We start from the raw sequence: 14,416 nt of genomic DNA, 5'->3' as shown, positions 1-14,416 counted from the left end.
CATGCTGATCGTCACCTCGAACGACATTCCCGGCCACCGGATCGACGCCGTCTTCGGCGAAGTCATGGGACTCACTGTCCGCTCGCGGGACGTCGGCGCCCAAGTCGTGGCCGGACTCCGCTCACTGGCCGGCGGCGAGCTGCGCGAACTCACCCAGGTTCTCTACGAAAGCCGGCAGGAAGTCATGGCGCGGATGGTCGCCGAGGCCTCCCAGCGGGGCGCGAACGCGATTGTGGCGATGCGGTTCGATACCGCGCACATGGCCAACAACTGGACGGAAATCTGCGCCTACGGCACGGCGGTGTACGCCATCCCGCTGGGAGAAGGCGAGATTGGCGCCACCGGGCAGTCCATCCAGCTGACCGGCGCACGGACCGCCGACGCCGCAACTGGAGGGGGCCCTGGCGGCCCGGGTCCCGGCCGCACCGGCGGCGGCGCTGGCGCCTTCGCGACCTAAATTTGCCCGGAGTGCAAACATGCACATAGTGTAAGGACATGCCCACTCCATCCCTCTCCGGTTCCGATGACGGGGCGGCGGCGCCGTCGCGGCGCGAGCTGAACAAGGCCGCCACCCGGCAGGCCATCACCGATGCCGCGCTGGGCCTGCTCCGCGCCCAAGGGCCCGGCAACTTCACGGTGGAAGACATCGCCGAAGCAGCCGGCATCTCCCGGCGGACGTTCTTCAACTACTTCAGCAGCACCGAGGTGGTCATTGCCTCGGTAACCCACGGGTTCCTGGACACCGCGCTCCAGCAGTTCCGCCTCCGGCCCGCCGGCGAGCCCGTACTGGAATCGGCGCGAGCGGCCCTGGTGGCACTTGCCGACCCGATGACGATCGCCCCGCTGGCCGAGCTCTACAGCCTCGGCCAGTCCAACCCGCAGCTCAACCGCTCCGAGCTGGAAGCCTGGGACCACTGCACCGCCGAGATCATCGATGCGGCCCGCGAACGCTTCGCCCAGGGTTCCGGCGTCGAGATCGACGAACTGTACCTGCGCGCCCTCGCCGGCTCCGTCATCTCCTGCGGCAAGGCCGCGATGGACGTCTGGTTCGCGCGCTGCGAGGGCTCCCTCTCCCCCGAATCACTCTCCACCCTGCGCCAACTACTGATCGACTCCATGAGCCTGCTGGGCTCCGGATTCGCGTCGCCGTCGGCCGTTCCGGCCGCCAGCCCCACCGCCGCCCCTTCCCCAGATCGGTTCTGACATGGCCCTGTTGCTCTATCGTCTCGGCAAGTTCTCCTACCGCCACCGCTGGCTGGTCATCTCCCTCTGGCTCGCCGTGATGGTGGCCGTCGGCGGTGCCGCCGCGGCGTTCCACGGCACTCTGTCCAACAACTTCCAGATCCCGGGCACCGAAACCCAGCAAATGGCGGACAAGCTCAAGAAGGAACTCCCGTCCTCCTCCGGCGGCTCGGCGAGCATCGTCTTCGAAGCCAACGACGCTCAGTTCAGCCCGGCCGGCAAGGACGCGGTGTCCGCTGCGCTGGCCAAGCTGAAGACCCTCCCGGACGTCCAGGGCACGGTGGACCCGTTTGCCACCCAGGCCCAGATGGACAAGGCCGTGACGGACCTCGCCGCCGGTGAACAGAAGGCCGCCGCGGGCAAGTCCCAGCTGGACAAGGCCGCCGCGGACCTCGCCGCCGGCAAGGCCCAGCTGGCCGACGCCGAGCAGCAGATGGCCGCAGCGGGGCTCCCGCCCGCGGCCATCGAGGCCCAGCTGGGCCAGCAGAAGGCCGCCCTCGCCGCCGGGCAGGCGAAGCTCGACGCCGGCACCAAGGAACTCGACGCCGGAAACGCCAAGCTCGCGCTCGGCAAACGCCAGCTTGAGGCGTCCAAGGGCCTGCGATTTGTTTCCGAGGACGGCAAAGCCGCCATCGCCCAGGTGCAGTTCAAAACCTCGATCAACGGACTCAAGCCGGAGGTGCGGCAGGAAGTCCAGGACATCGTCAAGGAGGTCTCCGCCGCCAACGTGACCGCCCTGCCCAGTAAGGAAATCAGCGAAGACATCTCCGAGATCTTCGGCACCGCGGAGATCATCGGCATCGCCGTCGCCGCGCTGGTGCTGATCCTTATGCTCGGCACCCTCGTCGCTGCCGGACTCCCCCTGCTGATGGCCATCGTCGGCGTGGCCGTCGGCGTCGGCGGCACCTTCGCGCTCAGCAGCGCCGTGGACATGAGTTCCATTTCCCCGATGCTGGCCCTCATGCTGGGCCTGGCCGTCGGGATCGACTACTCGCTGTTCATCGTGAACCGGCACCGCGGCCAGCTGCTCGCCGGCATGGATCCCGAGGAATCGGTGGCCCTGGCCACCGGCACGTCCGGCAACGCGGTACTTTTCGCCGGCCTTACGGTGATCATCGCCCTCGCCGCCCTCGTCGTGCCGGGGCTGCCGTTCCTGGCCGTGATGGGCCTGTCCGCCGCCGCCACGGTGGCCGTCGCCGTCGTCGTCGCCCTGACCCTGACGCCGGCAGTGCTGTCTCTGGTGGGCCGCAAACTGATTTCCAAGCGGGCCTGGGCCAAGGCGGACCTGCACAACGCGGCGCCCGGCCACGAGACCGAGGACCGCGCCCGGGACGAATACCGCAGCAGCCACGGCTGGGGCGGCGTCGTCACCCGGCACCCCTGGCTGTCGCTGGTGGCCGGCGTGCTGCTGCTGGGCGTGGTGGCCCTGCCCGCCAGCCAGCTCCGGCTCGCCTTGCCGGATGCCAGTTCCGAGCCCGTCGCCTCGCAGGCGTTCAAGGCCTACGACGTCACGAAGCGGAGCTTTGGCGAGGGCATGACCGGGCCGATCATCGTGGTCGGAGATCTCCCTGCCGGGCTCAGCGCCGGGGAGGCCCAGGCCAAGCAGTTCGACGTCGCGGACATCCTGCGCAGGACGGACAACGTCACCGCCGCCGTGCCGCTGGCACTGAGCGAGGACCGCCGCACCGCCGTCTTCCAGGTCCTGCCGAAGGAGGGCCCGGCCAGCGCCAGCACCGTCGACGTGGTTTCCGAACTCCGCGCCGAAAAGGCCCGGATCAACGACACCACCGGGGTCAGCATCGGCCTCACCGGCCAGACCGCCGGCAACGTGGACGTCTCGACCAAGCTGGGCGACGCCCTGCCGCCGTACCTCGCGATCGTCGTCGGGCTCTCCCTGGTCCTGCTGCTGCTGGTGTTCCGTTCCATCGTGGTTCCGCTGCTGGCCACCGGCGGCTTCCTGCTCTCGCTTGCTGCCGCGTTCGGCGGCGTCGTGGCGGTGTACCAGTGGGGCTGGCTGGGGACCGTGTTCGGCGTCGAGAACCCCGGCGCGGTGCTGAGCTTCCTGCCTATCATCCTGATCGGCGTGCTGTTCGGCCTGGCCATGGATTACCAGGTGTTCATCGCCTCCGGCATGCGCGAGGCCTACATGCACGGCGAGACGGCCAGGCACGCGGTCCGCTCCGGCTTCAGCCACGCGGCGGCCGTGGTCACCGCGGCCGCGATCATCATGGTCAGCGTGTTCTCCGGCTTCATCTTCTCGCACCTGAACATGGTCCGGCCGCTGGGCTTCGCGATGGCCTTCGGCGTGCTGGTGGACGCCTTCGTGGTGCGCATGACGATCGTCCCGGCCGTGATGTACCTGCTTGGCCGCAGGGCCTGGTGGCTGCCGCGGTGGCTGGACCGCATCCTGCCGGACGTCGACGTCGAGGGCGCCAAGTTGCGCAAGCCCGATGCCGACGGCGGCGCGGCCGCGGCGGACGCCGGCGAGCCCGAGGAAGTCGCCGCGCGCTAAGCAGGGCAGCGCACAGCAGCGCGGGGTCACTTCGGGCCGGTTAATCCACTCCGAATGGGCGTGAAGTGGCCCGCGTTGCCGTGCCGCGTTGAACTAGGCTGAAACCGTGACCCGCCTCATTCTTGCCTCCCAGTCCCCCGCCCGCACCAAGCTGCTCAGCAACGCCGGCATCGCCCACGACGTGCTCGTCTCGGATGTCGACGAAGACGCCGTGCAGGCCCGCTACGGCGTGACCGACCCGCACGACACGGCCCTGCTGCTGGCGCGCGCCAAGGCCGAGGCGGTCGCCTCGCTGCCGGAGGCCGACGGCGCCCTGGTGATCGGCTGCGACTCGGTCTTCGAGTTCGACGGCGAGGCGCACGGTAAGCCGTACACCGCCGACGTCGCCAAGGAACGGATGCTCCGGATGAGCGGCAGCATGGGCGTGCTGCACACCGGCCACTGGCTGGTGGACTGCCGCGACACCGACCCCGGCTCCGACGCCGACCCCGGTTCCCCGGACGCCGGCACGGGCGCGACGCTCGGCGCCGTTTCCTCCGCCGAGGTGCACTTCATGGAGATGAGCGAGTGGGAGATCGACACGTACATCGCCACCGGCGAGCCGCTCCAGTGCGCCGGCTCCTTCACGATCGACGGCTACGGCGGGGCCTTCATCCGCAAGGTCGACGGCGACCCGCACACCGTCGTCGGGCTCTCCATCTCCACCCTGCGCGGCCTGCTGGGCCAGGCCAAAGTGAACGTCACCGAACTCTGGACCGGCGGCGCCGCCGACCCCTCCGACATCCGCGCCGAGTGAGCCATTTCGCACCACCTTGTAGGAACCCCACAAAGGATCGGCTGTTTACGCGCGGGATCCGCAAGTAATATCGGCGGAACCCACAAAACCGCGCTAGGCTCCCTGAAGGAAAGAAGGAGACGCCTTGTCAGCAAATTCGGAGCAGTCCGCAACGCAAGTGCCCGCAGCCACCACGCCGGGCACCCATCCCCTGAGCAAGGTGCTGATCGCCAACCGCGGCGAAATCGCCGTGCGCATCATCCGCGCCGCGCGCGATGAGGGCATCGCCTCCGTGGCGGTCTACGCGGATCCGGACCGCGACGCCCTGCACGTCAAGCTCGCCGACGAGGCCTACGCCCTGGGCGGCAACACCGCCGCCGAGTCCTACCTCGTGATGGACAAGCTGATCGAGGTCGCCCGGCGTTCGGGCGCCGACGCGATCCACCCCGGCTACGGCTTCCTCGCCGAGAACGCCGACTTTGCTTCCCAGGTGATCGCCGCCGGCATCACCTGGATCGGCCCCTCCCCCGCGGCCATCGCCGCCCTGGGCGACAAGGTCCAGGCCCGCCACATCGCCGAAAAGGTCGGCGCCCCGCAGGTCCCCGGCACCGCCGACCCCGTGCAGTCCGCCGAGGAAATCCTGGAGTTCGTCGACAAGTTCGGCCTGCCGGTCGCCATCAAGGCTGCCTTTGGCGGCGGCGGGCGCGGCATCAAGGTGGCCCGGACCCGCGAGGAAATCCCCGAACTCTTCGAATCCGCCGTCCGCGAAGCCACCGCGGCCTTCGGCCGCGGCGAGTGCTTCATCGAACGCTTCCTGGACGCCCCGCGCCACGTCGAGACCCAGTGCCTCGCCGACGCGCACGGCAACGTCGTCGTCGTGTCCACCCGCGACTGCTCGCTGCAGCGCCGCAACCAGAAGCTGGTGGAAGAGGCCCCCGCCCCGTTCCTTACCGAGGAGCAGAACCGTCGGCTCTACGAATCCTCCAAGGCCATCCTCAAGGAGGCCGGCTACCTTGGCGCCGGCACCTGCGAATTCCTCGTGGGCCAGGACGGCACCATCTCCTTCCTCGAGGTCAACACCCGCCTCCAGGTGGAGCACTGCGTCTCCGAGGAAGTCACCGGGATCGACCTGGTCCGCGAGCAGTTCCGGCTGGCCCGCGGCGAGGAGCTCGGCTACAGCGACCCCGAAGTCCGCGGCCACTCGATCGAATTCCGCATCACCGGCGAGGACCCGGGCCGGAACTTCATGCCCGCCCCTGGCACCATCACTCTGCTCAAGAACCCCACCGGCCCCGGCGTGCGGATCGACTCCGGCGTGGAGCAGGGCGACGTTATCAGCGGCAATTTCGACTCCATGCTCTCCAAGCTGATCGTCACCGGTGCCACCCGCGCCCAGGCCCTGCAGCGCTCCCGCCGCGCCCTTGAGGAAATGGTGGTGGAGGGCATCCCCACCGTCATCCCGTTCGACCTCGCCGTCGTCACCAACCCCGACTTCGCCCCCGCCGAAGGCCCGTTCAAGGTCCACACCCGCTGGATCGAGACCGCCTTCGTCAACGACATCCCCGCCTGGACTCCCACCGGCACCGCAGCGGAAGCGGCCGACGCCGGCGAACGCCAGCGCGTCGTCGTCGAGGTCGGCGGCAAGCGCCTCGAAGTGGTGCTGCCGGCCTCGCTCGGAACTATGTCCGGTGGCGGCGGCAAGCCCGCCAAGGCCAAGAAGCGCGCCCGCACCGCAGGAACGGCGGCACCGGCCGGCGGCAACGCCCTCACCTCCCCCATGCAGGGCACCATCGTGAAGGTGGCCGTCGCGGAGGGTGAGCGGGTGGCCGAAGGCGACCTGGTCGTCGTGCTCGAAGCCATGAAGATGGAACAGCCGCTCACCGCGCACCGGGCCGGCATCGTGATCGGGCTCTCCGCGTCGGCCGGCGAGACTGTCTCAGCGGGCGCCATCATCGCCATGATCGAGGACGGCGAAGCGGCCGAATAGCGGCAACGCCAGCGGCGGGGCAGACTTAGTTACGTGAAGCCATTCCTGCTCCTCGCCTCCCGCGCCGAGGACGCCGCCGCCGACGACGAATACCTCGCCTACCTGCGCTACACCGGCCTGGCCGAGGCCCAGCTGCACCGGATCCGGATGGAGGCCGCGCCGCTGCCCCGGCTGGAGCTCAGCGAATATTCCGGCGTAATTGTCGGCGGAAGCCCCTTTACTTCCAGCGACCCGGCTGAGCACAAGAGCGACATCCAGCACCGGGTGGAGCGCGAACTGTTCGCCCTGCTGGACCGGATTGTGGCGCAGGACTTTCCGTTCCTGGGCGCCTGCTACGGCGTCGGCACCCTGGGCCTGCACCAGGGCGCCGTAATCGACCGGACCTACGGCGAGGGGCTCGGCGGCGTCACCGTCAGCATGACCTCCGCCGGGCAGCAGGACCCGCTGCTGCGCGGGCTGCCGGAGCAGTTCACGGCGTTCGTGGGCCACAAGGAAGCGTGCACCGTGCTGCCCGGCGGGGCGGTGCTGCTGGCGAGTTCCGAGACCTGCCCGGTGCAGATGTTCCGGATCCGGTCCAACCTTTATGCGACCCAGTTCCACCCCGAGCTCGACGTCCAGGGCCTCACCACGCGGATCGACATCTACCGGCACGCCGGCTACTTCCCGCCGGACTCCGCCGAGGAGCTGATGGCGCAGGCCAGGCAACACACTGTGACCGAGCCGATGGCCATCCTGCGCAACTTCGTCGAGCGCTACGCCCGTTAAGGGCCCCGCCGCAGGCCCGTCGCGGGCCCCGTCGTCGCGCTCCTGCCCAGTTATTCATCCGCCACCTCCCCGGGACACGGAAAAGCCCGGCGTGTCCACAGAACACGCCGGGCTTTTCGGCCAAGAACCGGGCTGGAGCGTCAGGCTACGTTGTTCTCGTAATCCAGGTCGCGGGTTTCCTTGCTGACGAACAGGGCGATCAGCGTTAGCACGGCCATGGCGGTGAGATAGACACCCACCAGCACCGGGCTGCCCTTCGCCAGTTCCCAGAGCCAGACGGCGATGAACGGTGCCACGGCCGCGCCCAGGATGCTGGAGACGTTGTAGCTGATGGCCGAGCCCGTGTACCGGACGTTGGTCGGGAACAGCTCGGGCAGCAGCGCGCCCATCGGGCCGAAGGTCAGGCCCATCAGCGAGAAGCCGATGATCAGCAGAGCCATGGTGCCGACGAAGCCGCCGCTGAACAGCGGAACAAACAGCAGGCCGAAAACGAAAATGCCCGCGGTGACGGCAATCAGCATCTTGCGGCGGCCGTACTTCTCGGCCAGCGGGCCGGAGACCAGGGTGAAGATGCCGAAGAACACGACGCCGGCAATGAGCATCCAGAGGAAGTCGTTGCGGGTGAAGCCCAGGCCCGGGACAAACGCGGCGGCTGCCGCTTCGGTCATCGGCTTGCCGGCCTTCTCGGCGGCGGCCTTGGCGGCGTCCAGGCTGGACGCGCGGGTGCCGTAGGTCAGCGTGAACGTGGTCATCAGGTAGAAGAGCACGTACGTGGCGAGCATGATGAAGGTGCCCAGAATCAGCTGGCGCCAGCTGCTCTTGAAGACGCGGCCCAGCGGCAGCTTGGCGACCTCGTTGGACTCGATGACCTTGGTGAAGGCCGGGGTTTCGATCAGCTTGAGCCGGACGTACAGGCCGATGATGACCATCACGGCGCTGAGCAGGAACGGCACGCGCCAGCCCCAGGCCTCGAAGGCCGCCGGGGACAGGGTGTAGCTGAAGACCAGGAAGATGACGTTGGCGATGATGAAGCCGATCGGGGCGCCCAGCTGCGGGAACGTGCCGTAGATGGCGCGCTTGTTCGCCGGCGCGTTCTCGGTGGCCAGCAGGGCTGCTCCGCTCCATTCGCCGCCGAGGGCGAGGCCCTGGGCGAAGCGCATCACGACGAGCAGCGCCGGCGCCCAGAAGGTCCAGCCGGGAACGGTCGCCGTCGGGAGGCAGCCGATCAGGAAGGTCGCGATTCCCATGGTGAGCAGCGAGGCGACCAGGGTGCCCTTGCGGCCGAACTTGTCACCGAAGTGGCCGAAGACGATCGAGCCGAGCGGGCGGGCGATGAAGGCAACGCCGAAGACGGCGAAAGAGCTCAGCAGCTGGGTGGTTTCGTTCTGGCCCGGGAAGAAGAGCTTCGGGAAGACCAGGACGGCGGCCGTGGCGTAGACGTAGAAGTCGTAGAACTCAACGGTGGTGCCGATCAAGCTGGCGACGATCACGCGGCCGCGCGAGTTCACCTGCTTGGCAGACCCATGCTCCGTCGAAGTGGCAGTGGATGACATGTAGTGACGCTTTCATGAAGACCGGCCCGACCTGCGGAGAGACGACCGGCAAAGGAATGGATATACCTCTGATAATAGTTCCCCGCGTCCACACAATGGACAAATGTTCCACTATTTGGACGCTTTGAGTCGTCCCACGGACTGGTCAGGTCCGGCGCGGCCCCGATGCCGCCTCACATCCTCACACAAGCGCCGATAGGCAAACGTCACAGCACGTTAACAAAGCGCGAGCGTCCCGGAAACGCGGCGTCCCTAGTTTTGAGGGACACCCCGAAGGAGGTCCACATGACTGCTGAACGCATTGCAGACGCCGCAACCGGCATTTCCCCGAACCACGACGCCGACTACGCACCTGCCGCCGGAGCCGGCCGCACCGCCGAGCGCACCGCCGTCGGCGGCCCCGCGCTGGAATACCGCCCGGGCCGCTGGATTGCGAACTGGGATGCCGAAAACAAAGTCCAGTGGGAGTCGCTGGGCCGGCACATCGCGCGCCGGAACCTGAACTGGTCCATCTTCGCCGAGTTCCAGGGCTTTGTGGTCTGGCAGCTCTGGTCGATCGTGGTGGTCCAGCTCCCCGCGGCCGGCTTCCGCTTCTCCAGCAACGAAATCTTCTGGCTGATCTCGATGCCCAGCCTGGTGGGTGCGACGCTCCGGATCCCCTACACCTTTATGGTTCCGCGCTTCGGCGGCCGGAACTGGACCATCGTCTCGGCCTTGCTGCTGCTGATCCCCTCGACCGGGCTGGCCCTCTGCGTCGGCAACCCCGGCACCCCGTTCGGTGTCATGCTGCTCGTCGCCGCCCTGGCCGGGTTCGGCGGCGGAAACTTCGCCAGCTCGATGGCCAACATCACCTTCTTCTACCCGGCCCGGGAAAAGGGCTGGGCGCTGGGGCTGAACGCCGCGGGCGGAAACCTGGGCGCCGCCGTCGCCCAGCTCGCCGTGCCGGTCGCCATCACGGTGCTGGCCGCCGGCGCCGTGAACCTGCCGGTGGCCGGGCTGATGTGGATCCCGCTGATCCTGCTCGCGGTGTTCGGCGCCTGGAAGTACATGGACAACCTGACCAGCGCCAAGGGCGACGTCGCCGGTTCGCTCGCCGCGGTCAAGGAACCGCACCTGTGGGTCATGGCGCTGCTCTACATCGGCACTTTCGGCTCCTTCATCGGCTTCGCCGGTGTCTTCCCCAAACTCATCAAGGACTACTTCCCGGCGTTCTCCTCGATCGGCGTCGGCACCGTGGCGCTGTCCCTGGCGTTCCTCGGCCCGCTCGTCGGCTCGCTGGCCCGGCCCTACGGCGGCAGGATGGCGGACCGGCTGGGCGGGGCGCGGATGACCGTGACCGCGTTCGCCGCGATGGCCGTCGTCACCCTGACCATGGTCTGGACCCTGCCGCTGGGCAACTTCTGGCTCTTCCTGGCCCTGTTCCTGGCGTTGTTCACGGCCAGCGGCTTCGGCAACGGGGCCACCTACCGGATGATCCCGGTGATCTTCGCCCTGCACAGCCGGGCAGCCCTCTCCGGTGCCAGCACGGTGAACACCCAGCGGCTGGCGTCCTCCGCGCTGGGCCTGATCTCCGCGATCGGCGCCTACGGCGGGTTCGTGATCCCGCAGGTCCTCAACGCCTCCAACACCGCCAGCGGCTCCTACACCCCGGCCTTCTACGGCTTCGTCGCGGCCTACCTGGTAATGCTGGCCGTCTGCTGGGCCTGCTACCTGCGTCCTGCTGCACGCCACGGAAAAGGACACGTCTAGATGGCCGACGGCGCCGCCACCCACTGCCCGTACTGCGCGCTTCAGTGCGCCATGACGCTGGCCGCTCCGGCGGTGCCGGCGGCCGCCGCTCCGGCTGACGCACCGGCGCCGTCGGCGGCTCCGCTGGAGGTGGCCAGCCGGGACTTTCCCACCAACCGCGGCGGGCTGTGCCGCAAGGGCTGGACCTCGGCGTCGCTGCTGGAGCACCCGGGGCGTGTCACCGAGCCGCTGCTCAAGGGTGCCGACGGCGTGCACCGCCCGATCAGTTGGGACACCGCGCTGGAGCTCGCCGCCGCAGCGGTCAGGGACACCCGCGCCGCGCACGGGCCGGACGCCGTCGGGGTGTTCGGCGGCGGCGGCCTCACCAACGAGAAGGCCTACCAGCTGGGGAAATTCGCGCGGCTGGCGCTGGGCACCTCACGGATCGACTACAACGGCAGGTTCTGCATGTCCTCGGCCGCCGCGGCCGGGATGCGCGCCTTCGGCCTGGACCGTGGCCTGCCGTTCCCGCTGGCGGACCTTGATACCGCCAGCACCATCCTGCTGCTCGGTTCCAACGTCGCCGAGACCATGCCGCCCTTCGTCCAGCACCTGCAGGGCGCCCGCGACGCCGGCGGGCTGATCGTCGTCGACCCCCGGCGCTCCGCCACCGCGGCATTCACCGCCGACGGCGGCGGCCTGCACCTGCAGCCCCTGCCGGGCACGGACCTCGCCCTGCTGCTGGGCCTGGCCCACGTGGTGGTCCACGAACGCCTCGCGGACAGCGGCTACATCGCTGACCGGACTACCGGCTACGACGCCCTGGCACGCAGCCTCGCCGCCTATTGGCCCGAGCGCGTGCAGTCCCTCACCGGGGTCCCGGCCGGGCTGGTCCGCGACACCGCCCGGCGGCTGGCCGAGGGGGCGCAGCAGGGCGGCAGCTACATCCTCACCGGCCGCGGTGTGGAACAGCACGTGGACGGCACGGACACGGCCACCGCCGCCATCAACCTCGCCCTGCTGCTGGGCCTGCCGGGCTCGGCGCGCAGCGGCTACGGCACCCTCACCGGCCAGGGCAACGGCCAGGGCGGCCGCGAGCACGGCCAGAAGGCGGACCAGCTCCCCGGCTACCGCAAGATCACCGACCCCGCTGCCCGCGCCCACGTCGCCGGCGTGTGGGGCGTCCCGGAAGCGTCGATCCCCGGGCCGGGCATCCCCGCGGTCGAACTGCTGAAGTCCATGGGGCAGCCCGGCGGCGTCCGCTGCCTCTTCGTGCACGGCGCCAACGTGGCCGTCTCCGCCCCGGATGCGAACGCCGTGATAGCCGGCCTGCGCGGCCTGGACTTCCTGGTGGTCTGTGACTTCTTTATGTCCGAGACCGCGGCCGAGGCGGACCTGGTCCTGCCGGTCACCCAGTGGGCGGAGGAGGAGGGCACGCTGACGAACCTCGAGGGGCGGGTGCTGCGCCGCCGCCGGGCCATCGCTCCCCCGCCCGGGGTGCGCAGCGAGCTTTGGATCATGACGCGGCTGGCCGGGCTGCTGGATGCCCCGTCGAAGTTCAGCGAGGATCCGGAGACCGTGTTCGAGGAGCTCCGGCTCGCCTCCGCGGGCGGTGCGGCCGACTACTCCGGGATCGACTACGCCTTGCTGGACCGCGGCGGGGAAGCCTACTGGCCCTACCCGGCCGGGAGCACCGGGACGCCGCGGCTGTTCCTGGGCTCCTTCGCCCATCCGCACGGCCGGGCGGTGTTCACTCCGGTGGCGCCCCGCCGTCGCACACCTTGGCCTGCCGAGGCGGGCGCCGGCCCGGCGGGCACGCCGATGACCCTGATCACCGGGCGCCTGCTGGAGCACTACCAGTCCGGCGCCCAGACCCGCCGGGTGGCCGCCCTCGCCGCCGCCCGGCCCGAGGCCCGCCTGCAGATCCACCCGGCCGCCGCCGCGGCGCAGGGCATCGCCGAGGGCGACGCCGTCGTGATCGCCAACGAGCGCGGCGAGGTCCTGTGCCGGGCGGAGCTGACCGCGGGGATCCGGCCGGAAACCGTGTTCCTGCCGTTCCACTTCCCGGGCCTGGGGAGCGCCAACCGCCTCACCGAGGCGGCCACGGATCCGGTCTCCGGGATGCCGGAGTTCAAGACCAGCGAGGTGTGGGTGCGGCCTGCCGTGTCCGGTTCCCGCGCCGACGTCCTGCAGATGGAAGGTGCCCCATGACGGAGCGGATTGTGGTGGTGGGCTTCGGCCCGGTGGCGGCGCGGCTGATCGATGAGCTGCTGCCCGCAGTTCGCGACGGCCTGGTGGAACTGACCGTAGCCGGCGAGGAGGCGGAGGCCGCCTACAACCGCGTGCTGGTGGCTGACCTGGGCGTCGGCCGCACCACGGCGGGCGCCCTGGCGCTGGCCGACGCGGCCGCCCTGGTGGCCGACGGCGTGGACGTGCGGCTGGGCGTCCGGGTCCGCCGGGTGGACCGTGCCCGGCAGCGGGTTGTGCTCAGCGACGGCAGCTCCCCCGGCTACGACCGGCTGGTCTTCGCCACCGGCTCGCGTCCGGTGATCCCCAACCTCACCGGCCTCAACCCGGACCCGGCCGCCCCGGTGTTGCCCGCCGGCGTGACCGCCCTGCGGGACCTGGCGGATGCGTCCGCGCTGCAGGCTGCGGTGGCCGGCGGCAAGCGGGTGGTGGTCCTCGGGGGCGGTGTGCTCGGCCTGGAGACGGCGCTGGCAGCGGCCGAGGAAGGCGCCGCCGTGACCGTCGTGCACAACGGCCCGCACCCGCTGGGCCGGAACATCGACCGCGGCGGCGGCGCGGTGCTCGCCGCTTCGCTGCGCAACTGCGGCGTGAAGGTGGCCGGCAACGCGCGTTCGGTTGCAGTGGAAACCGGGGCCGACGGCGGCTTCTCGGCGCTGCTGCTGGAGGATGGTTCCGCGATCGACGGCGACCTGCTGGTGCTCTCCTGCGGCGTCCGGCCACGGACCGAACTCGCGGAGGGGTGCGGACTGTCGACCGGAGCCGGAATCCTGGTGGACCACCGGCTGCGCGCGCACCACGAACCCCACATCTTCGCGATCGGGGACTGCGCGGAAGTACGCTGCCCCGACCCGGAGTGCGTGGCCTGCCGGAACGTCCGCGGACCGTCAGGGCTGGTGGGGCCGGGCTGGCGGCAGGCCGAATGGCTCGCCGGGTACCTGACGCTGCTGGCCTCCGGCGCTGCTGCCGAGACGGACACCGTGCCGCCGCTGCCGGCGGAGCAGCCGGGCGTGCTGGTGCTAAAAGCACGGGGCCTGACCATGGCCGTGGCCGGGGTTGTTACTGCCGACCCTTGGGACGAGGAAGCGCTATGTGCGGGGGCGGCCGCGGGCCGGGCCCGGTTGCAGGTCGCGCAGTGGGCGGATCCCGAGCACGGCCGCTACGTCAAGATGGTCACACGCGCCGGGGTGCTCGAAGGCCTGGTGGCCGTGGGCATGCCGCGCACGGCGGCCGAGCTGGTGCAGCTGTTTGAGCGCGGCGCGGAGCTTCCTGCCGACCGGTCGCTGCTGCTGCGCCTGGACGGGCCGGACCGGACGGCGGCTGCGGCTGATCCGGAGCGCACGGTGTGCCGGTGCGCCGGTGTGAGCGGAACATCCATCGCCTCCGCGGTGTCCTCCGGTTGCGAGACGGTGGCCGAGGTCTCCGCCTCCACCCGCGCGGGCACCGGCTGCGGCGGCTGCCACGAGGACATCAAGGGGCTCATCGAGAAGCACTTCCAGGGGGCAGTGGTTTGAAGGCCTAACTGCACCGACGTCAGGCAGGCCGACCTATACCGAAGCAAAGGTCAGGTTCAGGACCGATCACTCCTGTGCGCGCGCCCCCGGCGGAGC

The 14,416-nt window shown here is 70.0% G+C and carries 10 protein-coding genes; 9 read left to right on the top strand and 1 reads right to left on the bottom strand.

Annotated elements, in window-relative coordinates:
• Position 1 precedes the first annotated feature (1 nt).
• The 6 genes from ACUYM2_RS05595 (at position 2) to ACUYM2_RS05570 (ending at position 7,281) form a co-directional block, all read left to right on the top strand.
• Entirely contained in the window at positions 2-457 is a 456-nt protein-coding gene (locus tag ACUYM2_RS05595) for a YbjQ family protein (RefSeq protein ID WP_481599174.1), read from the top strand.
• 38 nt (positions 458-495) lie between these two features.
• Complete coding sequence (locus tag ACUYM2_RS05590; protein WP_481599173.1) at positions 496-1,203, top strand: TetR/AcrR family transcriptional regulator; 708 nt, start codon at positions 496-498, stop codon at positions 1,201-1,203.
• 1 nt (position 1,204) lies between these two features.
• Entirely contained in the window at positions 1,205-3,754 is a 2,550-nt protein-coding gene (locus ACUYM2_RS05585; RefSeq protein WP_481599172.1) for an MMPL family transporter, read from the top strand.
• Between the two features lie 106 nt (positions 3,755-3,860).
• A complete protein-coding gene (locus ACUYM2_RS05580) occupies positions 3,861-4,550 on the top strand; it encodes a Maf family protein (protein WP_481599171.1) in 690 nt (229 codons plus the stop codon).
• A gap of 124 nt (positions 4,551-4,674) precedes the next feature.
• Entirely contained in the window at positions 4,675-6,516 is a 1,842-nt protein-coding gene (locus ACUYM2_RS05575; protein ID WP_481599170.1) for an acetyl/propionyl/methylcrotonyl-CoA carboxylase subunit alpha, read from the top strand.
• 33 nt (positions 6,517-6,549) lie between these two features.
• Positions 6,550-7,281 (top strand): glutamine amidotransferase, encoded by a 732-nt coding sequence (locus ACUYM2_RS05570; RefSeq protein WP_481599169.1) that lies wholly within the window; start codon positions 6,550-6,552, stop codon positions 7,279-7,281.
• 140 nt (positions 7,282-7,421) lie between these two features.
• Here the strand turns inward: ACUYM2_RS05570 and ACUYM2_RS05565 are convergent, their stop codons facing one another.
• Positions 7,422-8,834 carry an MFS transporter gene (locus ACUYM2_RS05565; protein WP_441418414.1) on the bottom strand — a complete coding sequence of 471 codons (1,413 nt, stop codon included), beginning with the start codon at positions 8,832-8,834 and terminating at the stop codon, positions 7,422-7,424.
• A 285-nt stretch (positions 8,835-9,119) separates the two neighbouring features.
• Here ACUYM2_RS05565 and ACUYM2_RS05560 point away from each other — a divergent pair, with 285 nt between their 5' ends.
• The 3 genes from ACUYM2_RS05560 to ACUYM2_RS05550 are packed head-to-tail and all read left to right on the top strand — an operon-like array spanning position 9,120 to position 14,320.
• Positions 9,120-10,583 carry an MFS transporter gene (locus ACUYM2_RS05560; RefSeq protein WP_481599168.1) on the top strand — a complete coding sequence of 488 codons (1,464 nt, stop codon included), beginning with the start codon at positions 9,120-9,122 and terminating at the stop codon, positions 10,581-10,583.
• Positions 10,584-12,773 (top strand): molybdopterin oxidoreductase family protein, encoded by a 2,190-nt coding sequence (locus tag ACUYM2_RS05555; RefSeq protein WP_481599167.1) that lies wholly within the window; start codon positions 10,584-10,586, stop codon positions 12,771-12,773. It begins immediately after the preceding gene.
• The gene (locus ACUYM2_RS05550) at positions 12,770-14,320 is read left to right on the top strand and encodes an FAD-dependent oxidoreductase (protein ID WP_481599166.1); all 1,551 of its coding nucleotides are present in this window, start codon (positions 12,770-12,772) and stop codon (positions 14,318-14,320) included. The genes ACUYM2_RS05555 and ACUYM2_RS05550 overlap by 4 nt, the downstream gene beginning before the upstream one ends.
• Positions 14,321-14,416: the final 96 nt, after the last annotated feature.

Source organism: Arthrobacter sp. SD1074B (assembly GCF_056780195.1).
This window is presented reverse-complemented; position numbering and strand designations above follow the sequence as displayed.